Source organism: Pedobacter sp. W3I1 (genome assembly GCF_030816015.1).
Lineage (GTDB): Bacteria > Bacteroidota > Bacteroidia > Sphingobacteriales > Sphingobacteriaceae > Pedobacter.
Window position 1 is genome coordinate 1 of record NZ_JAUSXN010000001.1, and the last position, 24,735, is coordinate 24,735.

The 24,735-nt window shown below is 37.7% G+C and carries 26 protein-coding genes; 13 read left to right on the forward strand and 13 right to left on the reverse strand.

All coding sequences use genetic code 11. From position 1 onward, the window contains the following. The first annotated feature begins 14 nt into the window (after positions 1-14). Positions 15-1,196 (forward strand): formimidoylglutamase, encoded by a 1,182-nt coding sequence (locus QF042_RS00005; RefSeq protein ID WP_307533226.1) that lies wholly within the window; start codon positions 15-17, stop codon positions 1,194-1,196. Positions 1,197-1,467: 271 nt separating this feature from the next. After that, on the forward strand, positions 1,468-2,613 hold the full coding sequence (locus QF042_RS00010) for a TlpA disulfide reductase family protein (RefSeq protein WP_307524063.1): 1,146 nt from the start codon (positions 1,468-1,470) through the stop codon (positions 2,611-2,613). Positions 2,614-2,681: 68 nt separating this feature from the next. Here the strand turns inward: QF042_RS00010 and QF042_RS00015 are convergent, their stop codons facing one another. From QF042_RS00015 to dcd, 10 genes are all read right to left on the reverse strand, one after another. After that, on the reverse strand, positions 2,682-3,188 hold the full coding sequence (locus QF042_RS00015; protein ID WP_307524065.1) for an SMI1/KNR4 family protein: 507 nt from the start codon (positions 3,186-3,188) through the stop codon (positions 2,682-2,684). Between the two features lie 11 nt (positions 3,189-3,199). Further along, positions 3,200-4,471 carry a phosphoribosylamine--glycine ligase gene (purD, locus tag QF042_RS00020; RefSeq protein WP_307524067.1) on the reverse strand — a complete coding sequence of 424 codons (1,272 nt, stop codon included), beginning with the start codon at positions 4,469-4,471 and terminating at the stop codon, positions 3,200-3,202. An 84-nt stretch (positions 4,472-4,555) separates the two neighbouring features. Then, a complete protein-coding gene (locus tag QF042_RS00025) occupies positions 4,556-4,954 on the reverse strand; it encodes a hypothetical protein (protein ID WP_307524069.1) in 399 nt (132 codons plus the stop codon). Positions 4,955-4,959: 5 nt separating this feature from the next. Further along, complete coding sequence (locus tag QF042_RS00030) at positions 4,960-5,712, reverse strand: class I SAM-dependent methyltransferase (protein WP_307524071.1); 753 nt, start codon at positions 5,710-5,712, stop codon at positions 4,960-4,962. After that, positions 5,703-6,440, reverse strand: coding sequence for a DUF2071 domain-containing protein (locus QF042_RS00035; protein ID WP_307524073.1), 738 nt, complete (start codon positions 6,438-6,440; stop codon positions 5,703-5,705). Before QF042_RS00035 ends, QF042_RS00030 begins: the two co-directional genes overlap by 10 nt. Further along, on the reverse strand, positions 6,425-6,850 hold the full coding sequence (locus QF042_RS00040; protein ID WP_307524075.1) for a DoxX-like family protein: 426 nt from the start codon (positions 6,848-6,850) through the stop codon (positions 6,425-6,427). Before QF042_RS00040 ends, QF042_RS00035 begins: the two co-directional genes overlap by 16 nt. Before the next feature lie 6 nt (positions 6,851-6,856). Further along, positions 6,857-7,732, reverse strand: coding sequence for an SDR family oxidoreductase (locus QF042_RS00045; RefSeq protein ID WP_307524077.1), 876 nt, complete (start codon positions 7,730-7,732; stop codon positions 6,857-6,859). A gap of 138 nt (positions 7,733-7,870) precedes the next feature. Then, a complete protein-coding gene (locus QF042_RS00050; protein WP_307524079.1) occupies positions 7,871-8,632 on the reverse strand; it encodes an enoyl-CoA hydratase/isomerase family protein in 762 nt (253 codons plus the stop codon). 96 nt (positions 8,633-8,728) lie between these two features. Beyond that, complete coding sequence (locus QF042_RS00055) at positions 8,729-11,419, reverse strand: carboxypeptidase-like regulatory domain-containing protein (protein WP_307524081.1); 2,691 nt, start codon at positions 11,417-11,419, stop codon at positions 8,729-8,731. Positions 11,420-12,102: 683 nt separating this feature from the next. Beyond that, a complete protein-coding gene (gene dcd, locus QF042_RS00060; RefSeq protein WP_086548704.1) occupies positions 12,103-12,639 on the reverse strand; it encodes a dCTP deaminase in 537 nt (178 codons plus the stop codon). A gap of 71 nt (positions 12,640-12,710) precedes the next feature. On the opposite strand from dcd, the gene QF042_RS00065 reads away from it, so the two are divergent. The 5 genes from QF042_RS00065 (at position 12,711) to QF042_RS26300 (ending at position 15,796) form a co-directional block, all read left to right on the forward strand. Beyond that, complete coding sequence (locus QF042_RS00065) at positions 12,711-13,358, forward strand: 4'-phosphopantetheinyl transferase superfamily protein (RefSeq protein WP_307524085.1); 648 nt, start codon at positions 12,711-12,713, stop codon at positions 13,356-13,358. 10 nt (positions 13,359-13,368) lie between these two features. Then, entirely contained in the window at positions 13,369-14,097 is a 729-nt protein-coding gene (lipB, locus tag QF042_RS00070) for a lipoyl(octanoyl) transferase LipB (protein WP_307524087.1), read from the forward strand. Between the two features lie 45 nt (positions 14,098-14,142). Next, entirely contained in the window at positions 14,143-14,868 is a 726-nt protein-coding gene (locus tag QF042_RS00075) for an SGNH/GDSL hydrolase family protein (protein ID WP_307524090.1), read from the forward strand. Positions 14,869-14,956: 88 nt separating this feature from the next. Further along, entirely contained in the window at positions 14,957-15,466 is a 510-nt protein-coding gene (locus tag QF042_RS00080) for a DUF5684 domain-containing protein (RefSeq protein ID WP_307524092.1), read from the forward strand. Positions 15,467-15,472: 6 nt separating this feature from the next. Then, the gene (locus tag QF042_RS26300) at positions 15,473-15,796 is read left to right on the forward strand and encodes a DUF2752 domain-containing protein (protein ID WP_373459054.1); all 324 of its coding nucleotides are present in this window, start codon (positions 15,473-15,475) and stop codon (positions 15,794-15,796) included. Here QF042_RS26300 and QF042_RS00085 read toward each other — a convergent pair whose 3' ends face one another. Beyond that, positions 15,797-16,540 carry an RDD family protein gene (locus QF042_RS00085; protein WP_307524095.1) on the reverse strand — a complete coding sequence of 248 codons (744 nt, stop codon included), beginning with the start codon at positions 16,538-16,540 and terminating at the stop codon, positions 15,797-15,799. Between the two features lie 199 nt (positions 16,541-16,739). Between QF042_RS00085 and QF042_RS00090 the strand changes: the two genes are divergently transcribed. The 6 genes from QF042_RS00090 to QF042_RS00115 all read left to right on the forward strand — a co-directional run bounded on the left by QF042_RS00090 (position 16,740) and on the right by QF042_RS00115 (position 22,901). Continuing rightward, positions 16,740-17,693 (forward strand): stage II sporulation protein M, encoded by a 954-nt coding sequence (locus QF042_RS00090; RefSeq protein WP_307524097.1) that lies wholly within the window; start codon positions 16,740-16,742, stop codon positions 17,691-17,693. Between the two features lies 1 nt (position 17,694). Continuing rightward, entirely contained in the window at positions 17,695-18,579 is an 885-nt protein-coding gene (locus tag QF042_RS00095) for a hypothetical protein (protein ID WP_307524099.1), read from the forward strand. A 1-nt stretch (position 18,580) separates the two neighbouring features. Further along, a complete protein-coding gene (locus QF042_RS00100) occupies positions 18,581-19,309 on the forward strand; it encodes a DUF4129 domain-containing protein (RefSeq protein ID WP_307524101.1) in 729 nt (242 codons plus the stop codon). Beyond that, entirely contained in the window at positions 19,306-20,496 is a 1,191-nt protein-coding gene (locus tag QF042_RS00105) for a DUF4350 domain-containing protein (RefSeq protein WP_307524103.1), read from the forward strand. Before QF042_RS00100 ends, QF042_RS00105 begins: the two co-directional genes overlap by 4 nt. Further along, positions 20,477-21,454 (forward strand): MoxR family ATPase, encoded by a 978-nt coding sequence (locus tag QF042_RS00110; protein WP_307524105.1) that lies wholly within the window; start codon positions 20,477-20,479, stop codon positions 21,452-21,454. Before QF042_RS00105 ends, QF042_RS00110 begins: the two co-directional genes overlap by 20 nt. Before the next feature lie 100 nt (positions 21,455-21,554). Beyond that, entirely contained in the window at positions 21,555-22,901 is a 1,347-nt protein-coding gene (locus QF042_RS00115) for a DUF58 domain-containing protein (protein WP_307524107.1), read from the forward strand. Positions 22,902-22,987: 86 nt separating this feature from the next. Here the strand turns inward: QF042_RS00115 and QF042_RS00120 are convergent, their stop codons facing one another. Together QF042_RS00120 and QF042_RS00125 are read right to left on the reverse strand one after the other, a co-directional pair. Further along, positions 22,988-23,548 (reverse strand): transposase, encoded by a 561-nt coding sequence (locus tag QF042_RS00120; RefSeq protein ID WP_307524109.1) that lies wholly within the window; start codon positions 23,546-23,548, stop codon positions 22,988-22,990. 121 nt (positions 23,549-23,669) lie between these two features. After that, entirely contained in the window at positions 23,670-24,728 is a 1,059-nt protein-coding gene (locus QF042_RS00125) for a nucleoid-associated protein (protein ID WP_307524111.1), read from the reverse strand. Positions 24,729-24,735 lie beyond the last annotated feature (7 nt).

Genomic DNA, 24,735 nt, shown 5'->3' on the forward strand with positions numbered 1-24,735 from the left:
AGAGTTTTAAATATATGTCATTAACGGATTTCTTTTCCCCAATAAACCCCGATAGTTTTACACCCAGGCAAGGATTTTTTACAAGTCAGCTGGGGTTAAAAGCGCAAATTTACACCGAATCATTTCCCGATTTTGAGGAACACACCTACGATTTGGCCATTTTTGGAGTACTTGATGGAAGAGGTGCCGTTAATAATGAAGGTTCTGCCCTGGCGCCCGATTATTTTAGAGAGAAATTTTACAAACTTAACGAAGGCGCTTTTAGCAGCCGGATTGTCGATTTAGGCAATATTAAACACGGTGCAACCATTGCAGATACTTACATCGCCATCAAGATGGTGGTTTCTGAGCTAATCAAAAAAGACATTATTCCGATCATTATTGGCGGCGGACAAGACCTAACCTATGGCCAATATCTTGGTTATGAAGATTTAGAACAAAAAGTAGATCTGGTAATTATTGATAACCAATTTGATATTGGCGATGATGACCATGAGGGAATTGCTACCCGATCGGATTGTTACCTGAATAAGATTTTCTTACATCAACCCAATTACCTTTTCAATTTTAGCAATGTTGGTTATCAAACTTATTTTGTAAATCAAGAAAGTTTGAGCGTAATGGACAAATTATATTTTGATGTACACCGTTTGGGTGAGTTTGCTCAGGATATTACCTTAACAGAGCCTATCATCCGCAATGCAAACATGATTAGCTTTGATATAGGTGCTATCCGCTCTGCCGATGCTGCTGCAAATGCCAATTCCACGCCAAACGGTTTTGATGGCGAAGAAGCCTGTCGCATTGCCCGCTATGCAGGCATGAATGATAAACTGACCTCAATCGGGTTTTACGAGTTTAATCCTGCTTACGACAACAACGGACAAACAGCCTTCTTACTTGCTCAAATGGTATGGTATTTTGTGGATGGATACTATGCCCGTAAAAAGGATTTCCCGCTTACACCTAAATCGCAGTTTATGATCTATCGAACCAGTTTAAAAGATGGTTCGGGAGAAATGATGTTTGTGAAAAGCAAAAAATCAGACCGTTGGTGGATGCAGGTTCCATACCCATCAGGCCAATCTAAAAATGAGCGCTACCATCTTGTACCTTGCAGGTATGACGATTACCAAACCGCCGTTAATGGTGAAATGCCGGATTTGTGGTGGCGGACTTATCAGAAATTGAACTAAAAAATCTATGTAATTTCAAAGTAGAAGCTATGTAATTTCAAAGTCGGCGTGGGAAAATCATTCATATTGAAAGGGAATGTTATTGAGTGCTAAATCATTAAACCGCAAAATCTATCATAATTTTACACAGCTATTTACGTTTTAGTGCTACAGATTTCTATATTTGGAGAGAATTAAATTAACCTCATGAAACCATCATGATTTTCAAAATCACAAAGTAAAATTAACAAATCATGATCGCTTCATCACCTATGAAAATAATTTTATACAGATGAAAAAAATATTATTAGCAGCAATGGCGTTATTGCCACTTGCAGCATTGGCGCAGAAGCCATTTACAGTTAATGGCGACATAAAAGGATTAAAAACCGGAGATAAGGTTTATTTGATCTATCAGGGAGATGGTAAAAACATTACCGATTCGGTAACCGTAACAAATGGCACTTTTGCATTTAAAGGAACATTAGCTAGCCCCGCACAAGGAAGTCTTTTTTTAAACAAAAATCCTTACGTTAACCGCCCGGCCCAGGGTGAGAAATTAGATGCTTTATCGCTATATTTGGAGCCTGGAAATATTAAACTGGCCGCAGCAGATTCTTTAAAGAAAGCAACAATTACTGGGTCTCCAGTTAATGATGATGCAGCAAAATTAAAAGCATTAACTAAACCAGTAACAGATAAACTTGCGGCAATTAATGCAGAATATGCTGCTTACACACCTGAACAAAAACAAGATAAAGCTGTTATGGCTGCTTTAGGTGCCCGTTATGAAAAAGAGGCGGCGGGAATGACCCCATTGTTATTACAGTTTGTAAACGGCAATCCAAAATCTTTTATTAGCTTAACCTCAGTTAGCCAATTGGCCTCTGATCCTGATCAGGCTGTGGCTGCAGAAAAGGCTTTTAATGGGTTGTCATCGGAATTGAAGGCAAGTTCGAATGGTAAAAAAATTGCCCAGATATTCGAAGCTGGAAGAAAAACAGCCGTAGGTGTAATGGCAATGGATTTTACACAACTAGATACTGCTGGAAAACCTGTAAAGTTATCTGATTTTAAGGGCAAATACGTATTGGTAGATTTCTGGGCTTCATGGTGTGGACCATGCCGTCAGGAAAACCCAAATGTAGTAGCAGCTTACAACAAATTTAAAGATAAAGGCTTTACTGTTTTAGGTGTCTCTTTAGACCGTCCGGGTAAAAAAGATGCCTGGTTAAAAGCAATTGCTGATGATAAATTAACATGGACACATGTTTCTGATTTAAAATTTTGGGATAACGAGGTAGCTCAAATGTATGGCATCCGCTCAATCCCAGCCAATTTCTTAATTGATCCAACAGGTAAAATTATTGCTAAGGGTTTAAGAGAACAAGCTTTACAAGATAAACTTCAAGAATTATTAGGAAGTAAATCGAAATAAGAAATACGTATTAAAAGAGAAAGTCCCAATCAAAAATCGGGACTTTCTTTGTTTTATAAGAAAACGTATTATGCAGATTTTAAAAAATCCAATACGTTAATGAAATAATTTTCAAGTCCTTCGTAAGGATCTTCTCCTGGAATCCATGATGCAAATTTCCAGTATTCCCAATCAGCATTTTCAATTACAGGCGGGATTAAAAGAAAATACTGCTCTTCCCCTAAACCACCAACAATAATGCTTCTGGCCAGTTTAATGGCTACCTCAAGCAATTCGATGTTTTCAGTCCAGACTTCGATCAGCTGTGGATCAATATCTTTTAGAAATGCTACATCGCTTATTTTGGAAAACGATGGATCAACGTTTTCATTTGGCGTGGTAAACCCATTGGTAATTAACAGAAATTCTTTATAATCAGTTGGTAGCGTTACCCCCAATCTTGTTTCAGCTTCTTGTATTTCGGCTGAAGTAGCAGGTCGGTTACCCAGCCATTTGGCTTCGGTCTGCTCAGTTGTAAAACTAAACTCCCCTTGTTTAATTGCCGTTTCGGAAATCTTCTTCAGTACTTTTTTCAACTTATATTCTTTTAAATTAAGTCAAAACCAATATCTTCTCTGAAATATTTCCCGTCGAAATAAATTCTGCCAGCATCAGCAGTTGCCGATTGTAAAGCAGTAAACAAATCTTTTTGTAAACTGGTAATCGCAATTACCCGTCCTCCGTTTGTTTTCACGACATCATTTTCCAACAATGTTCCGGCATGGAATGCATTAGAATGACGTAGGTTTTCAATTCCGGTAATCGCTTTACCTTTCAGGTAATCTCCCGGATAGCCTCCTGCCACAATCATTACAGTAGCTGCTGTTTGCTCAGAAATAACCAGATTAACCTGGTTTAATTGTTTATTAGCCGTCGCTAAAAATAGCTCTACCAGGTCGTTTTCAACTCTAGGGATCACACTCTCTGTTTCAGGATCGCCCATACGTGCGTTGTATTCGATTACAAATGGTTCTTCTCCTACTTTAATCAGTCCGAAAAAGATGAAACCTGTATAATCGATATTATCTTTCTTTAAACCATCAACCGTTGGTTTAATAATGCGTTCTTCTACTTTAGCCAAAAATTCCGGTGTGGCAAAAGGAACCGGAGAAACCGAGCCCATACCACCAGTATTTAAACCTGTATCGCCCTGACCGATCCTTTTATAATCTTTAGCTGAAGGCAGCGTGATATAATTTTCACCATCAGTTAAAATAAATACGGAAAGTTCTATCCCGCTTAAAAATTCTTCGACTACGACCGTTGCCCCGGCTGCACCAAATTTACCGCCAAGCATCAGTTTTAATTCTTCCTGAGCTTCGATGGTTTCGGTGCAGATTAACACACCTTTACCTGCGGCCAAACCATCGGCCTTTAAAACAACGGGCAATGCATGGTTTTGCAGATAAGCCAGGCCATCTTCTAAAGTTTCGGGTGTGAAAGATTTTGAAGCTGCGGTAGGAATACCATGACGCTCCATAAACTGCTTAGAGAAATCTTTACTTCCTTCTAAAATAGCTCCTTCTTTTTTAGGTCCGATAACCGGAATGTGCGCAATGGCTTCGTCGGCAAGGAAAAAATCATGAATACCGTTTACTAAAGGTTCTTCAGGGCCTACAACAACGAGTTCAATGTTTTCGGTAAGCACTACTTTTTTAATGGCATCAAAATCGTTTACATTGATGTTGATGTTTGTACCATAAGCTCCCGTACCACCGTTACCTGGAGCAATAATTAGTTTATCGCAGTGCGAAGACTGGCTCATTTTCCAAGCGAATGCGCTTTCTCTGCCGCCTGAACCTAAAAGTAAGATATTCATATCGGCAAAGATAATATTTTACCATCAAGTAGCCCAGTATGAAGTGGTAAGACTTTACGATAAAGCACTTTTGCTTTAGACTGTTTAGTATTTAAAAAAAATAAAGAGAAATACGAGGCTAAAATATGCCCAAAGAAGAGAAAACATGGCATGGACGGTGGTTTCGAATAACTTACCTTTCCATAAATCCTTGGAGTAAACAAAAAACTGAATAAAGAATCTCGTAATCCAAAATAAGCCCAAACCGAGTGATATTTTTCTTCCAAGAGCGGTTTGTATTAATTCGTTTGATGATGTTAAACAGAGTAGCCCCATTAGAAATACGGTAAGCGCAATAAAAAAGGTATGTACCAGCATCATTTGTCTGTTGATTAAGTTCAGTAATTTAAGTTCACTTTCCCAATTAAAATATCTTGGAAAAATAATGTGAATAAGTGCCAATGCAACCAGAAGAGCGCCAACTATTAATAAGTGTATCTGCATTTAAATTAAGGGAAACAGTTAAAAACAGACATGAATGGTGTGAATTTCGTTTCAGAAAAAGAAGAAAAACCTGCCGCTTTAAAAGCTTGTTGCCAAACTCGCCGTGAGAAAAAGTGAGTAAAACCAATAGAGAAGGCCATGAAATTGGGCAAATCACGTAAATGTTCTACCATAATTATCTGACCCGTTGGTTTGCATAACCTATAACATTCTTTTAAAAAAACAATCTTCTCTTGTTGTGATCTTATTTCATGTGCAGCCGACAAGAGAAATATGATATCGACGGATTTATCGGCCAAAGGAATAAAATCTGTGGTTATCTGTGCTGTATCAGGAAACATCAAACTTACTTTCCTTGCCCTGATTATTGCTTGTTCTGTATGTTGTTCAGGATTGTAAAAATCGAAAACTTTTAAAACTGCCTGCGGAAAATGGTCTTTAAGAATGAAGCTCGTTTCATCAAAACCTGCATTAATATTTAAAATTAAAGCTGGATGGGAATTGGAAATACCGATTTCTTTTAACCAATCAAAATTATAATATCCAGAAAAATCGTAAACATACGCGGATACTATTAACGGCATTAAAAGCCCATAAAGGAATGCCAAAATGATTATCCAAAATAAGGTAGCAGACCATGGCATCAATATTTGACTAATTACCAACAACAATAAAGCGATAAGACCAAATAGGTAAAAATGTCTGTTAAAACTTAAAATGTTTAACACGCCCTGAAATTTTCTTCTTTTTACTTCCATTTTTCAATTTTTCCTCTTTTCCAATAATAAGGGATGTTCTGAATGTCAAAGGCATTTGCTAAAATTGAGTCTTCTAGATTCAAGGAATTTAAAAACCCAAAATTGTATTTAACAATTTTTATGGAGGCTGGTTGCCAGTTTTGCCTAACACCCTCTATAATTAAAACTTCCTTATTCTTTTTATTGTAAGTAAATGTAAAGGGTAAAGGTCCTGCAAATTTTCTGGCTTCTTTCCAATCGGCAAACGGCGAATTTTCAGGCAAGGGAACCTCATGCTCTGTTTTATCGATTACGATTTCAAAATTGGAATTGATTGAAGTAATTTCTTTAGTATTTTCTCTGTCAATTAGCGATATATCTGTTGTGGTATAATTGTAATGGGTGAAAATATTACCCATAAACTCCATTTTCTTTTTATTCGTTTCTGATTTTAAAATATACAGACCACGAAGATTTTTTCCCGCTTTGTTCGTATAACGCACAAATACGCGGTATCCAATAAGGAAAAAATCGTTACCCATAAATTCGGGAAAGCCTTTGGGCCGCAAATTTTTGGTCTGAACCATTGCAATGGCAATGAAAGCCCATTTATCTTTAAAGGTATCCAATGTTAAGCATTCAGGAATGAGAGGTTCTAACTCTGCTTTTGGGACAGCAAACGTTAATACAAGAGAATTTTCAAAAAATGCGTCGACTGCAAATGGGTGGTTTTTTAGAAATGAGAGCATGGCGCTTGCTGTGTTATTTTTTTATTAAGATAAAACCCATTGATAAACACAACCAGAATAAATATAAATGCAAAGAATGAATTGAATTTACCCCAAAGCAACAAATCTGGCGCAAGAATAAATTCGATGGTGTTCATTGTCGCCACTATTACAATCTGAACAATAGCATTTAGCTTGGTTTTAAAACTGCTCAAAATCCAGATTGCCATTAAAATCTCTGATATACCGATAAGAACTGTAAAGCTATGACCATAAGCGGGCGTTAAAATCCTGGCAACGATCTGTTCATGGCGAGGTACAAGCCCCAAAACTTTGCAAAACAATCCGTTTGCCAGCCAAACCAATGCAATAAACCAGGTAAGTATTCTTTGTAGTATTATTTGATTATTGCGATTGATCACATTTACCATTTCGCTTTATTTAGCGCTTCTTGTCATTTGTTCGAGCATATCCCACATTTCGTTCGGGATTGCCTCTAAACCATTCATCTGTCCCGCACCCTGCAACCATTCGCCACCATCAATGGTAATTACTTCGCCATTAATATAACCTGAGAAATCGCTCACCAGAAATGCAGCTAAATTAGCGAGTTCCTGATGATCGCCAACTCTTTTTAAAGGCACACGATTTTTAAAATCGAATTTTTTGGCTAAATCGCCGGGCAATAAACGCTCCCATGCGCCTTTAGTTGGAAACGGACCCGGAGCGATAGCATTAGTACGGATGCCATATTTACCCCACTCTACAGCCAAAGATCTTGTAAGGGCTAAAACACCGCCTTTTGCACAAGCTGAGGGCACAACATAAGCTGAGCCTGTAAAAGCGTAAGTGGTAATTATATTTAAAACTGTTGCAGCTTGTTTTTCCTTAATCCAATGTTTACCAAAGGTAAGGGTACAGTTAACCGTTCCTTTTAAAACAATATCAATAATTGATGAAAATGCATTGGCTGATAACCGCTCGGTTGGCGAGATAAAATTACCCGCAGCATTGTTCAATAATACATCAACCGAACCAAACCTTTCTAACGTTTTGGCCAGTACGTTTTCTACCTGCGCTACTTCTCTAACATCACAAGCAACGGCCAATACTTTGCCACCAGTTTTTTCTTCCATTTCATCGGCAGTCTTTTGCAACACTTCCTCCTTTCTACTTGTAATGACGAGGTTAGCACCTAATTTCAAAAAATATACGCCCATCGCTTTCCCCAACCCTGTTCCACCGCCTGTAATTACAATGGTTTTTCCTTTTAAAGCATCTTCTCTGAGCATTGGTGAGTTATAACTGAACATAGTATATTGGTTAACTGGTTAATTGTTGAGATTGTTTTATTGCTAAATTGCTGGGAATGGTTAAGGGGTCAACTGTTGAAACTGGTTAACTATTCATAGCGAATTGCCAATTGTTAACTGCCAATTGAAAACTGTTAACTACTTTCTCTGCAGATTAGCTAAAATTGTTTTTAAAATATGGCGTGTTGCAGGCGACCACCATTGTGCTAACATTTTTTCTAAAGTAGCAGATTGATCTGCAGTTACAGCAGCAATTAATTGCTCGCGGATATTTAATTTGCTTTGCGACCAGGTATTGCTTTCGAGCTCCATGTATTTCTTAATCTTACGCTCGGCTGCAGTTAACAAACTTTCATTTTTTACCAGTTCATCAACTAAACCAACCTTCAAAGCTTCTTCCGGGCTATAAAGTTTACCTGAAAGCAAACTACGACTGGCTTCGGCCTTCCCTAACCAAAACGCATACAATTGAAAAATACTATGTGGCACTATAATACCTACCGGAACTTCATTGAGCCCAATAATGTATTGTCCTTCTGCCATAACACGGTAATCGCATGCCAATGCCATTACGCATCCACCGGCGGGACTATGACCACTAATTGCGGCTATGATTGGTTTTTTAAACGAAACCATATTGGCAGTGAAACCCAAAAACAACTGCCAGAAAGATTTAGCTTCTTCTTCATTATAGTTGTATAGTTCTATCAAATCTAGTCCTGCAGAAAAGAAAGGTGCTGTTCCGGTTAAAATTACACCGCCAATGTTATCATCGGCGGTAATATTTTTAAGCATATCGTCAAGCTCGGTAATCAACTCGCGGTTTAAGGCATTCGATTTCCCTCTATCTAATGTGATGGTTGCCAGGCGATCTTTAACACTTACTTTTATTGTATTCATATTAATAGTATCAAGATTATAAGTATTGAGTATCAAGATAAAATATACGAAGTATAAGCTATGCATGCATACTAATTCAAATTTATCTATTTTTCTCTATTTAACATCATAAGTGTAAACTTTTCTTGCCAAATGCCCTGCTGCGTCTATTCCTTCTATTACTACGCGATAGGTTCCGGGCTCGTCTGCATTATAAAATTCGAATTGTGCTTTTCCATCTTTATCTGCAACAACCTGTGGGTTCCAATAAATAGTTGTTCTAAAATCAGTTCGGCTACTTGAACTTGCCGCATCATACTTTGGCGAGTAAAACTCTCGTGAAATCGTAAATCCTTTTGGATTAAAGGTTACAATACCCGGTGCATAACGAGCAGTGCTTCTACCTCCATCACCACGTTTAGTGGTGATGATAATTACACCTCCTCCACCTCGCGAACCATAAATTGCCGTATTGCCGATACTTTTTAAAAGTTCGATAGATTCTACATCGCTCGGAACAACATTATCCAGAAAATCGGCCTCCATTTGCATCCCATCAACAATAATCTGTACAGGCGTATCCTGGCTACGCATAAGGTAAGGTATATTACCCCTAAATATCACTCCTGGCAACCGCCCTTGCAAACATTGCGAAAGGGTAACACAGGTGGATAGCTGATCGGCAGTTAATACAAAATCAGCACGGCCTGCACCGTTTAGGTTAGACGAATTTTTAGCCGGATTTTTCTTTTCGGTAATGGTTACTTCTTCGAGTTTAATGGTCCGCTCCAGCAAGCCTAAACGGGTCATCTCATTAAAATAGGTATCACTTTCTTTTATATACTTCATCAAAGTATTATTCACATTGATATCGATATCAGCTCCATTTTTATTCTTGGTTACAATCTGCCCGGGAACGATATCAAGATTAATATCTACAAACTTTCGTTCTGTTTTGGTTCTTGCCTGAACAACAAATTTTGTACTGTCGCCAAAACTTAAATTATCGAATACAAATTTTCCTTCGGCATTGGTTACGGTATCCAAAATGTATACGGTTCCTTTCGTGGCCATTAGCATTACTTTACCACCAGCTACAGGTTTATTACCTTTTGTTACCGTTCCGCTAATGGTAATAGACTGCTCGGGCTTATAAGTAATATTCGGGCCAACATTATTGATAATGTTTTTCCACAGGAATCTTCTCCAGCCCTGAGTAAGCATTAGGTTATCAAGTTCCTTTTGTGTTTGCAGGTCATCCTTTAAAAAATAATGATTGGGTTTCTCTACGTATCCCGTCAAATCAGAGGTAAGTAACAGCGAGGTGAGAATATTCGACTCATTATTTTCATCAGGCGTAACTTTTGCGGCATTGGTAACCGCAACTGAAAAACTTCCTAAAACAGGTTTATGATCATTAGTTGCATTGAAAGCAAAAGCTGCTTTTCCTCTTTTTGAGGTAGAAACTTCGGAGGTATTAAGTGATACGTCAATTAATTCGGCCTTGCTATTTATAAAAACCAAACGTTCTGCTAAAGGTTGATTGTTGCTCGAAAACAAAGTAAACTGAACAATACCGGCTGGCAGGTTCTTTTTTGGAATATTGGCCACCAGTACCTGTTTATCCATTTTAGCTTTAGAGCCATAGTATACATTGCCTCCATGCTGCGCAACAACTTTTAGTTCATCACCATTCACAAGATCGGCACTGGCCATAATTTTAACCACCACCTTACCTGTATCTAAAGCATTTACAGAAAGTGCATAACCGCTTTTAACGGCTACAGGTAATTTTATGGTTTTTTCTGATCCGTCCCTGAATTTAACTTTTGCAGAATATGATTTCCCGGCCTGGTTGTTAAATACAAAGTTACCCATACCTAAATAATTGGTGGCAAAGCTGGTTACTTCATTACCTCCGTCATCTATTACAGTTCCGTCTACATCTTCACCGCGGCCATCGGCATTAACCGCTTTAATGGCAACTTTTTGTGGTAATTCTTCAACAAGCGTTCCGCCCTCTGGCATAAACTGTACATCAACATTGTTAGATGTTGATGTAATCGGGATAGATTTGATTACTTTTTGTTTGTTATCTAGTGTGATGGTAGCAATAATCTTCCCTGATTTATTTTGGAAAGACTGGTTGTTTGTGAAGCTAACTACCGCATCACCTGTTAAACTGGTTTTAACTTTACCCTTCGTAACGGTACGATAATCTAACTGAACTTCATAACTCACTTCATTTTCACTGTAGGCGACACCATTTTTATCTTCAAAATGAACTGTTGCCGTTACTTTATCTGCATTGTTCTCCTTGGTAAAACTGTAAGAAGTTTTTGTAAAAACTTTGTTAGCCCAGCTATTTCCGATCTTAATTGTCTTATCGTAAAAGAATTCAGTGCCAAAATTCCTCATGTAATTGGTATAGGCCCTAATTCTATAATTGCCCTCGCCGAGCGAGTCTGTCAGCTTAAAATCGCCCCAGGTAATCCCCCCCATAATGGGTAATTTAACCAGTTTTTTTAGCGAATCTTTTTCATTAATCAGCTCTACATACAAGATCTTACTGATGCCCGAAGGAGCCGAAGTCTTGGTATTCACAACATAAGCTTTGAACCAAATATCATCGCCAATGGCATAATAAGGCTTATCTAAGTGAAGGTGAACTTTTTCTTGTGGATACTTACTGGTGTAATCTTCGAGTTTTTGCAAGAGCTGACTAAACGGATCATCATCCATTTTAAATGCGGCAAAAACAATAAGTAGAGATAGAAAACTGATTGCGAGAGTAATTTTGAGTTTCATGTGGTTAGGTAACAAATAAATACGTGTCAAGGTACAAAACCTAAGGCATACTTTTATGAAGTTAGCATGAAATTTAGTTTGACTTCTAAGTTTTTAGTTAACCGCTACAAAACGCTTTATTTATTAAATGACAGCTACGAAGGTCAATATAAGCGGCACTTCATTTTCATGAAAAATAAACTTGCTAAGTGATTTGGAAATGAGCAGTCCACAACATTTGGCGACGTCAGTCCCGCTTTACGCTTTATCCCGATGAAAAAATCGGGATGTTCGCTTTAATCGGGTTTAGGAACAATGTGCAGTGCCAAGAGAACAAAACCGCCAATCATAAACCCGACAGCAGCCAAAAGCACAAGGCTTTCATTTTCAAAAACAAAAAAAATGCTTTAGGCTATTGATTTGGAAATGAGGGGTTCGGAGCGTTTGGCAACCAGAATCCCGCTTTCCGCTTTATCCCGATGAAAAATCGGGATGTTCGCTTTAATCGGGTTTAGAAACAATGTGTAGTGCCAAGAGAACGAAACCGCCAATTATAAACCCGACAGCAGCGGCGGCTCCCGATTCTTTCTATCGGGACCATAGCGAATGGCGGGACTACACTAGCCCACTACATACTGGCTTTCATTTCCAAAAAAAAAGATGTCGGTTTAATTGGCGGTCGGCCACTAACATTAAGCAAAATGTTAAAACTTATTCTTCCACATCATGCTTTCTACCGGCCTGGTGGTTTTATTATTGTACTTCGCATTACCTTTCGAATTGTACATCGTTTCAATCTTACCTTCAACAACAAAATAAATCAATTGGCCAATAGGCATTCCGGCATAAATTTTTACAGGTTGCGCTACCGATATTTCCAATGTCCAGGTATTACAAAAACCAACATCACCTTTACCTGCTGTGGCATGGATATCGATACCTAAACGGCCGGTACTGCTTTTGCCTTCTAAAAAAGGCACATGTCCGTGTGTTTCGGTATATTCTACGGTAACGCCAAGATATAAGGTGCCAGGATGTAGAATATATCCATCTTTAGGAATTTCGAAATGTTCGATTTCGTTGTGCGCTTTCGCATCAAGCACACGGCTTTTATATGTAGCCAGGTATTTGCCTAAATGAACATCATACGAGTTGGTTCCTAAACATTCGCGTTTAAAAGGCTCAATAATGATTGTTCCCTTCTCAATTTCTTCTAATATCCTGCTATCAGATAATATCATTTTTATACGTATTTTTGGCCTAAATTATCATTTATTTAAGATAATTTTGCATGTAATCTCCAATTTAGTCAATGCCAATAATTTACAATAAAAATATTGATCAGCATTCTGTTTTAGCAATTTGGAAAATTGAGGAAACGGAGGAAGAGTTGTTGGCCGGACTGCAGCTTAAGCAGCATGAACATGATATTATTTCGTCGTTAAACAGTGGCAAGCGATTACTGCATTGGCTAAGCACAAGAATGCTCTTGAGAACAATGCTGAATACAACCGAGTATATCGATTGTCAGTTTGATGAACATGGCAAGCCCTATCTGGTTAATTTCGACTATCATATTTCGTTAAGCCATTCTTATGATTATGCTGCGGTAATGATTAGCAAAGATCATGCGGTAGGTGTCGATATCGAACTGATTAAGCACAAGATAAAAAGCATTAAACACAAATTTTTAAGCGATGTAGAACTTGCCCAAAAACAGATTGGAGATAATACTGATGGCTTATACGTGGCCTGGTGTGCTAAAGAAGCCATTTATAAGTGGCATGGCAAAAAAGGTTTGGAATTTAAACAGCATATCCATATTAAACCTTTTAAGCTAAAAAACGAAGGCTCATTAAATGCATTGGTAGAGCTGCCAACGGGTACGCGAGAGCTGACCATTAATTACTTTAAAACAAAAGATAGTTACATGTTAGGCTATGTTGCCAGCAATTCTTAAAATAACGGAGATGAACGAGACAGCGGAAAAAGCAATTGCAATGGGTTTAGTGCCAACTACTTTTACAGACTGGGGCTTAACAGATTACCAGGAAGCCTGGGATAAACAGGAAGATCTACTAAATAAAACGGTGGCCATTAAAACAGAAAACCGTGTAAACAATACCCATAAGCCTACTCCAAACCATCTGGTATTTTGCGAGCATCCACACGTGTACACTTTAGGCAAAAGCGGGCATCCTGAAAATTTATTATTAGATGAGCAGGGATTAAAGGATAAACAGGCAACCTACTATAAAATAAACAGGGGCGGTGATATTACCTATCATGGTCCTGGGCAGCTAGTGGGCTACCCGATTCTTGATCTTGATAATTTCTTTACTGATATCCATTTATATTTACGTACCCTGGAGGAAGCCGTTATCCTTACCTTAAAGGATTATGGGATAGAAGCAGGCCGTTATCCTGGTTTTACCGGAGTTTGGTTAGATGCTGATAATGAGAAGGCACGCAAAATATGTGCTATGGGCGTTCGTTGCAGCCGTTGGGTTACCATGCATGGTTTTGCCTTTAATGTAAATGTAGATTTAGATTACTTTAAAAATATTGTGCCCTGCGGTATTGATGACAAAGCTGTAACTTCTTTAGCAAAGGAGCTGGGTTATCATCTTGATATGGAAGAAGTAAAAGGAAAATTAAAGAATCACATTGCCGAACTCTTTAAAATGCAACTCGTTTAATTGGCCGGACAAAACTAAGCCTGCCGCTAATTCGTAAATTAGGCTATGAAGATTTTATTAAGCGCCATTTTATTTTCTTTCTTAACTTCGGGCTGTACAAAACAACAGCCTATGCCTATTGAACCAATTATCGACCGAACAACAGTTTCACCAAATGGCGAAGGTAATTTTACTTACCTGGCGCTTGGCGATTCTTATACAATTGGCGAATCGGTTAAACAGGCAGAATCTTTTCCTTATCAGCTTCAAAGTTTATTAAAAACTCAGGGCATCAGCATCGCAAATCCAAAAATTATTGCGGTTACCGGTTGGACTACTGACGAACTTCAGGCCGCTATAAAAAAAGAGAATTTAACAGGCACGTATAGTTTTGTAACGCTGTTAATTGGTGTAAACAATCAATATCGGGGTTATCCGATCAGCACCTATAAAAAGGAGTTCACAGAATTGTTACAAACGGCAATCACTTTTGCCGGAGGGAACAAGAATAAGGTTTTTGTCGTGTCGATTCCAGATTGGGGCGCGACATCTTTTGGCAAAAACTCCGGACGAAACCCGCAAACGATTGCTAATGAAATTGACAGCTTTAACGCTGCAAACCAAGAAATCACGCTTTCAGCTGGCGTGAATTATACCAACATTACACCAGCATCGCGAAACGCAGCAACCGATCTATCGTTAGTAGCGAGCGATGGATTGCATCCAAGTGCTAAAATGTATGCTGAATGGGCAAGTGCTTTATTAACAAAGGTGGGCACGGTGTTGAAATAATTAACCGCTTGTTTATGCTGTTTTTAAATTAAAAAATTTATTTTAGTTTAACTATTTAAATTAATCACCTTTAAAAACAGTAAAAATTATGAATGAGTATGAATCAAGCGGAATAGCCGCAGGTATTGGTCTGGTAGGCGGAATTATTTACCTGGCAGTAATTGTTATTGCGATTGTTGGGATGTGGAAAGCCTTCGAAAAGGCTGGTAAACCAGGTTGGGCCGCAATTATTCCGATCTATAATTTGATCATTTTACTAGAAATTGTTGGCAAACCAATGATCTGGATTCTATGGCTAATTATCCCTTGTGTAAACATTGTATTTGCCATTTGGCTTTACAATTTAGTAAGTAAAAGCTTTGGTAAATCAGAAGGCTTTACTGTTGGTTTAATTATACTTCCATTTATTTTTTGGCCAATTTTAGGTTTTGGCGATGCTAAATATTTAGGCCCATCGGCTGCAGAAGCACAAAATGGCGGTTTTGGAAACAATCCTTTCAACAATCCAAATAACCCATTTAACAGCCCAAACAATCCTTTTAACAAACCATCCGGCAATCAAGACACTCCAAACGATACTCCTCCACCGGTAGTTTAATTCAGGATGTTTATCATATTTATATTTTGCAGCTTAATCAACCTGGTTGATTGGCTGCAAAATCATTTAATCACCTGCCCATTTAAAGCCTTAACAGGGATCGATTGTCCGGGTTGTGGTTTTCAAAGATCTTTCATCGCCCTTATTCAAGGCGATTTATCAAAAAGCTGGTCGCTTTATCCACCTACCATTCCACTGTTGTTTTTATTTATCTCAGCCGGTTTATTGTATAAGCTTCAAATCAAACAACGTTCTTTAATCTTTAGAATATTGGTTATCGTAATTGGTAATTTTGTAATAATCAGCTATTTACACAAAATGTTTTTTTAGCTAGACACTCATATTGGCTGTAAGGTGATTATAATCCTTTAATACTGTCTCTAAAAACTGTAACTCATTCATTCCACCCGGGATCGTTACAAAAATATGTGCTTTGGTTTTGGTTGCCATGGCATAAATCAAGTCGGCATTCCCGGTTTGGTAGTAACCCGTTAACACTTCATGAATAAGTTCAATATCCCTGTCATTTAAGTGCAGCACTTCCTTAAACTGTGGTTCGTATTCTTCAGGTAAATTAAAACTGAAGGCCACATTAGAAAATTCGGTTCTTGGTTTTGTTTTAATCAGCGTTGTTTTAGCCAGTATATCACCCAACCGTTGATGATTTTTTGTTACCGCTACCGAAACCAGTGCAACAACCCCCCAGCCAAAAATGAAACCGAAATCAATTATCCGAAATAACCACCTAAAAATATACTGCCCAAGGGTTGGCTGTGTACCATCGATGCTAATTACCTTTATCTTTAATACCTTCTTTCCTAAAGTCTGGCCATCCATAGTGATTTCGCAAACCAGATCATAGAAAGCAAAAATTGCCAGGAAAATAAAAAAAATAACCATGGCTGCATTTCCCGACATCGCCATTTGTGCTGCTCCCATTACAACTAAGGTAATTACAGCGAGAACTATAAATCCAGCCAAATCGATGCACCTTGCAGCTATACGCTCTCCAAGGCCAGCAATTTCGTAATCAATATCAATATTTTGAGCAGTGCTAATTCTGATGCTATCCATATTCAAACATAATTTTTTTTAAAGATAATAGCTGCAGATCGATCCTTTATTTTTTAAACTAAAGTTTTCTTATATTTTCATCTTTAGATTGTTCATCTATGTATATTTGTTCAGACAGGTTAAGCGATCTGAAAATAATGTTGGTTTCATTTCCATAAAAAATTAGCTATTTTAACCCAAGATTTGGTAACGCCTTTAAATGAGAGAAGCATTATTTGTTAAACAGAATTCGAAGAAGTGGCAACATTATGATTCCATGCAACCCGCAAATCCTGATGAAGTGGCCAATCAGTTTATCGAAATCACTAACGATCTGGCTTACTCCAAAACGTTTTATCCAAATTCGAAAACAACAGCCTATCTCAATGGCTTAGCTTCTAAATTACATCAATCCGTTTACAAAAACAAAAAGGAAAAGTCGAACCGGTTTATCCATTTCTGGAAAACAGAACTCCCCTTAATATTCCTGGAACACAGAAAACAGGTATTTTATGCATTGGCATTTTTCTTTGTTTCTTGTGCTATTGGCGCTTTATCGGCCAAATACGACGACACTTTTGTACGATTGATTATGGGCGATGGTTATGTAAACATGACAAACGAAAACATTGCCAAAGGTGATCCGTTCGGGGTTTATAAACAAAGTAATGAGTTGATGATGTTTATGCAAATTGGGGTTAATAATATTTATGTTGCGCTATACACCTTTGTTTTGGGCATTATTTTTTCATTTGGGTCTATTGTTTCGCTATTTAGAAATGGAGTAATGCTCGGCTCGTTCCAATATTTCTTTTTTAGTAAGGGCCTGGGCTTTCAATCGGTTCTGGTTATCTGGATTCATGGAACATTAGAAATATCAGCAATTGTTTTGGCTGGCGCGGCTGGTTTAATTTTGGGCAATAGCCTTTTATTTCCTAAAACCTATACCCGTATGGCTTCAGTTTTAAAAGGGGCCAAAGATGGGTTGAAAATTGTAATTGGCCTGATACCAATTTTTATAGTTGCAGCATTCTTTGAAAGTTTTGTTACCCGACATACTGAAATGCCTTTATGGCTAAGTATGTTTATTTTGTTATCTTCTGCCGCTTTTATTATTTGGTATGTATTTATTTACCCTATAAAAATTTACAATAAACAAGCAACACTAAATTAACATGTTAGGGAAAATTGAATTTAAGAAAAGAAGGGATTTCGGACAGGTGATCAACGATACCTTTACCTTCATGCGTCAAAATTTTAAGCCACTCATCAAAGTATATTTTACATTTTGCGGCTTGTTTGTAGTGGCCAGCATGTTAACCATGTTATTGCAACAATACAAAATGGTTAACATTATCAATACCATCGGTAATGGAAGAAATACCAAAGGCCTGGGCTTTTCGGCTTTATATGGATTAGAGTATTTCCTATCTATTTTATTCTCTTTGGCCACCTATGCCAGTATGAGTGTTGCCATACTTTCTTATATCGCTATTTACGTACAGAAGGGTAATCAGACACCAACCACCGATGAGGTATGGGGATACTTTAAATATTACTTCTTCAGGATTTTTGGCAGTTCTATCCTATTAATTATCATGTTATGTATTGCCTTTATGTTTTGCCTTGTACCTGGATTCTGGCTCTTCCCCTATGTGGCCATGATGTTCCCGATAATGGTAATCGAAAATGGTTCTTTAGGTTATTCCTTTAGCAGAAGCTTCAAAATTATTAAAGATAATTTCTGGATTACTTTTGGTACCCTGATCGTGGTATGGATTATTGTTTATGCTTGTATGAGCATGATCGTTTTACCTACAACTTTATTTAATATGATTGGTATGTTTACACATAAAACCCCACACATGTCGCTAACACTTACCATGATTACAACTGTTTTACAGTCTTTATGCCAGGTGTTTACCATCATCCCCATCATTACCATTTCATTGGCTTATTTTAGTTTGGTTGAACAAAAAGAAAGCACTGGCCTAATGGAACGGATTTCTAATTTTGGCAATACCGAAAAACCTATAGATACCAGACCTGAAGAATATTAAAATGCAGCGTGCTCTATTCCGATATCTTCTTATTTGTCTTTTGTTTTTTATTCCGGTAATCAACAAAGCACAAACTGTTAAACCTAAGCCTGTAACTGCCATAATTAAAACAGATAGTAGTAAGGTTGTGGTATCAAAATTTGATAAAGATGCCATAAGCGATTATAAAGCGCAAAAAGAGTTTCAATACGACGAAATAGGTCAACAACAGTTATCACTATGGGATAAATTTTGGCTATGGTTTTGGGATCTAATTGGCGAGCTGTTTCAGGGAGCAGCATCTAACATTTTTTCCAGGTATATTTTTATCGGACTTGGTGTTGCGCTGATTTTATTCATTGTAATCAAAGTTATCGGTGCTGAAAACATCTTCACTAAAAAATCAAAAGAAACCATCCTTCCTTATGATGTGATTACCGAAAACATCCACGAAATAGATTATGAACAGGAATTACAAAGATTAGTTGCCGAAAGAAAATTTCGCTTGGCAGTTAGGCTTTTGTATTTGAGGGCACTAAAAAAATTGAGCGATGCTGAAATTATCCAATGGCAGCCCGATAAAACGAATTATAATTATTTAATGGAAATCAGTAAGCCAGAGCTGCGAAACGATTTTAGCCGGCTTACCCTACAGTTCGATTATATCTGGTATGGCGATTTCCCTATCGATGAGGTGAAATTCGATCCTATTAACCAATCGTTTAACCAGTTTAACAAGCAGATTAAATGAAAGGTTACAAATTATATCTCATTATTGGTTCCATTCTCATCCTGGGCTATTTAATTGCGCAGTATAACAAGCCTACGCCAACAAACTGGGCACCAACATATGCCATTAAAGATAAAATCCCTTACGGCACCTATATCCTATACAATAGAATCAAAGATATTTTACCATTGGTGAGTATTCAACAGTCAAAAACTGCCGTTTACACTACGCTAAAATCTAAAAAATTCAATAAAACCGCTTACATAATCGTTGCGCAAAACACAGACATTAGTAAAACTGATCTTGAACAGCTCATCAAATATATGCAAGCCGGTAATGATGTATTTATAGCCACTTATGATTTAGGAAAAATAAAGAAGGAACTTAAGGTGCAAACTTCTACCGCAATGTCTCTTGAGGGAAGCACCTTAAATTTCACCAATCCGGAACTAAAAACGGAGGCAAACTATGGTTTTGAAAGAGGCATCGGCAGTCAGTATTTTAGTCAGGTTGACACCAGTAAAACCACCATACTTGGGGTAAATGCCAATAACAGGCCTAATTTTATCCGCTATAACTACGGTAAGGGTAATCTTTACCTGATTGCCGAGCCAGGTTTTTACACTAATTTTAATCTGTTGGACAAATATGGTGCAGAATATGCCGCTAAAACGCTGAGTTATCTGCACGGAAATAAGCAGCTCATTTTTGATGAATATTTTTCTGCACAAAAGAACAGCACTACCGATATGCTCAGGGTATTCTTTAAACATCCTGAACTGAAGTTCGCCTATTATCTGGCAATATTTAGCTTGATAATTTTTGTGTTGTACGACATTAAACGTAGACAAAGAATTATCCCAATCGCCGATCCGCTTATCAATTCCTCATTGGCTTTTGTTAATGTAGTGGGCAGCGTTTATTATCACGAACGCAACAACCTCGATATAGCCCTTAAAAAGATCAACTATTTTATGGAATACCTGAGGGCCAGATATTACATAAAAACCAACGATATCGATAGCAAATTTGCTCAGGTCCTTATGGAGAAAACGGGCATTAACGAAGCGCTGGCCAAAACCCTAACCAAATATTTTATCCAAACGCCAACCATGGGCGATTTAAGCGATACCCAATTGATTAATTTAAACGAAAGTATAGAACAGTTTTATAAAAATACGCAAAGCAATGGAACAAGAACAGTTTAACCCACGTACCGATTTAAGCGCCTTAAATGAAGCGGTAAATCAGATCAGAAATGTACTTGGAAATATCATTATCGGCCAAAAACAGGTTATTGATTTCTTAATTGTTGGTTTGCTTGCCGATGGACACATCTTAATTGAGGGCGTACCGGGAGTAGCCAAAACGCTTAGTGCAAAACTCCTTGCAAAATCAATAGATGCGCAATTTTCGAGGGTGCAGTTTACCCCCGATTTAATGCCATCTGATGTTTTAGGAACTCCAATATTTAATACCAAAACAGGAGATTTCGAGTTTAGGAAAGGTCCTATTTTTGGCAATATTATTCTAGTTGATGAGATTAACCGTGCACCTGCAAAAACCCAATCGGCTTTGTTCGAGGTGATGGAAGAGCGCCAGGTAACCATTGACGGCCATACTTATATGATGGATGAGCCTTTTATGGTATTGGCCACACAGAACCCGATTGAGCAGGAAGGAACCTATCGCCTGCCTGAAGCACAACTGGATAGATTCTTATTCAAAATAGAAGTTAAATACCCTTCGCTAGAAGAGGAAACCGCTATTTTAATGGCTCAGCATACCATCGTTAATAAAACATTATTAAACGAAGTAAAACCAGTATTGTCTGTTCAACAGATACAGGAAGCAAGAGCCATCATCCGCAATTTATTTGTAGAACCAAAATTATTGGAGTTTATCGCTAAAATCGTAAACGAAACCCGTAACAATTCATCACTTTATCTGGGTGCTTCGCCAAGGGCCTCGCTGGCAATTGTACATAGTGCAAAGGCCTTCGCTGCTATTCAAAACCGCGATTTTGTTACGCCTGAAGATATTATTGCCGTTGCAGGCCCTGTTCTGGCGCACAGGATATTGTTATCTCCTGAAAAAGAAATGGAAGGATTAACCACAAGCGATATCGTAAATCAGATCATTAAAAAAATTGAAGTACCAAGGTAGTTCAGTTATCAGTTGCCAATTTTCAGTTTACAGTTGGCCACTAACAGTTAACCAGTTTAAACAATTAACCGATTAACCAACTTTTACAATTAACCCCATAGTGAAAAAATTCTTTCAGCAATATTATAACAATCTATTCCTAACCGACCGTTTATTTGCGGCTTTAGGCTGTTGCATTGTACTTTTCTTGTTGAAATTCTTTTTTGCCTGGCTGGGCGATATCCCTGAAATTGCCACTGGAGCCGTTTTCTCTCTATCTTTTATTGATGTTTTTATTCTATACCGAAATACTCAAGGGATTGATGCCAAAAGAATTACCGCGAAACGTTTGAGCAATGGCGACGAAAATCCGATACAAATCGAAATCAGGAACAGTTATGGTTTTGGGATAAATGCCAGGGTGATTGATGAGGTACCTTTTCAGTTCCAACTCCGGGATAAAAATTTTAAACTTCACCTAAAATCTGCTGAAATAAAATCCATCCACTATAACCTGCGCCCAACAAAACGTGGCGAGTACGATTTTGGATTCATTAGGGCATACATTAGCTCGCCACTGGGTTTAATTAGCCGCCGTTATAATTTTGATGGCGCTAAGATCCTGCCGGTTTTTCCTTCTTTTATTAATCTAGGTCAATACGAATTGATGGCCGCTTCACGCTATTTAACAGAATTTGGGATTAAAAAGATCAGGAAAGTTGGACAAAGCAGTGAATTTGACCAGATTAAAAATTATGTTGGTGGCGACGATATCCGTACCATTAACTGGAAAGCTACTGCCAGAAAAGGCAGTTTAATGGTAAATACCTATACAGACGAGAAATCGCAGAATATTTATTGCGTGATCGATAAATCACGTGTAATGCGCATGCCTTTTGAAGGATTGAGTCTGCTCGATTATGCCATAAATGCTACTGTTGCGCTTTCGAAAGTGGCCATGCTGAAGGAAGATAAAGCAGGTTTAATTACGATATCTGAAAATATAGGATCCATTGTGCCGGCAGATCGTAAAGCTTCGCAGCTCGGCAGTATCATGAATGTGCTTTACAAAGAAAAAACAAGATACCTGGAGAGTAATCTCGAGGCACTATATTCCGCGGTACGATCTGTAGTGAAACAAAGGGGGCTTTTGGTTTTCTTTACCAATTTCGAAAGTTTATCTGCCCTGCAAAGGCAATTACCTTATTTAAAAAGAATTGCTAAATACCACTTATTGGTTGTGGTATTTTTCGAAAATACAGAACTGAAAGCATTAAGCACAGAACCTGCTAAAGATGTAGAAGGAATTTATCATAAAACCATTGCGGAGAAATTTATCTACGAGAAAAAACAAATGGTTAAAGAACTCAACAAACATGGTATTTTAGCCATCCTGACTCCACCGCAAAAGCTTACAGTTAATGTAATTAATCAGTATTTGGCGTTAAAAGCACAACAGCGGATTTAGTCATGAGTCTGTAGTCCAAAGGCGAATTCAGTACCGATGATTAATCTTACGCTAATCCTCGGTCTGTGTCCCCACAGACCGAAACCTTACAAGAGATTTCTATAATCAGTTAAAAATCCGAAATTGTCTATACCCGTTTCATAAAATCTGGCAGATGACCATTCGTAATCTTCAGGTTTTTCGCATAACTGCCATCTTTCCTGTAATGGATTGAGATGGATATAATCTATTTTCTGTTCAAGTTTATCCTGCGTATCCATAAGAATAGCTAATGGATCTCTTCGCCACAGACGAAAGTTTCTTTCTGCATCTGATACTTCAAAATACGATAATATATTTGGATGATGATCCTTCAAATCCTGAAAAATCTGATGAGAAGTAAATTTATTAAAGCTTGCATGAGGCATCTCTTTTCCATTCGCCTCAACCATCTGCCAAACTAAGTGCAAGTGATTTGGCATAATTACAAAAGCATAAACAATAATCTTTTTTCTATTAACTAACTCCCTTAAAGTATCAGTTACTATTATTTTATACTTATCGATGGAAAATATCTTTTTCCAATCTTTAATCGTATCCGTCCAAAAATAAACTTCATCCAAAAGCATCTTTGAATTACGATCTTGTCTGAAAATGTAGTTTTCCATTATTAAAAATAGAAAATAATATTCAGTTTCGGTCTGTGGGGACACAGACCGAGGGATCAGTGGTGGGTTTGGAGTCACCTTGAACCGACTCCAAACCCCAAATGCCCAACTCAGAACCCCTCTATTCCTCTTCCCTAAAATACACTTTATAAAAGTTCATCGATTTATCATCGTCGTAACCTTTTTCGATCATATCTTTATTGCCATGGATATAAATGTGGAAGTTCTTATCCAGCTTTAATACGCTTTTGTAGGCACGAGCCTGTTTTTTAACAGCAGATTCGGCAATTTCAAAATTATCGGCAATCGGACTTTCGTACTCCTGCTCGTAATTCTTCTTAAAGTTTTTGAACGATTCTATCCCTTCAGCGTTGCCAATCACCTCATTACCAAATTCTTCAATATCAAAGGTTTCTTTCTCTTTGAAATACTTCATTGAACGGTTTAACAAATCAATTTTATCCGCTTTACTGATTTCGTAGTCATCATCCAGCTTCTGTGTGACGAAATTTTTATAAACGCCCAGCACATTATTAGTCTGGTTATAACTATCGTTCCTGATTTTCAGCTTCAAGAATTCATCTTTCCAATAAACGGCAGAATCGTTGCTGCTTTTCGATTGATCCAATACCACAACTTTGTAGCCTTCTTCTCTGTCTACATTAAAAATCAGGCAGCCTTTATCCAATTTATTAATGCTAATGGCTTCTTGTTCGTAACTTACATTAAAGCCATCCTGTTCAGGATAAACTTTTAGATAAGTATCTTTTGTTTCAGATTTAAAAATTCCAATTACATCCAACTGCTCGCCTTCTATCTGCACCTTTTCGAAATAGGCAACATACAGCTCGCCAGATTTAATTTTTGGGTGGTTAGCTACATCGTATAAATGTTTGGCTAGTTGCTGCGAATCTTCGTGAAAGAGTTCGTTGTTTTCGAAAATTTCGTGAACGAAATGGAATACTTCGTTCAACTCCAGATTATCATTGGGGTGATAAAAACGGTAGACTTCATTTACCTTTTCGAAAGGCTTTAAGAAATACTGCATCAGCAGGTTTCCCAACACTTCATCATCAATTTTTAAAGGCGCATCAGATAATTTGTAGTACTCTTCAAGCAATTTATTGCCTGTATGGTGGATAGAAAGTTGCTTAAGCGAAGCCTCGAAAAATGAAATCATAGGCGCA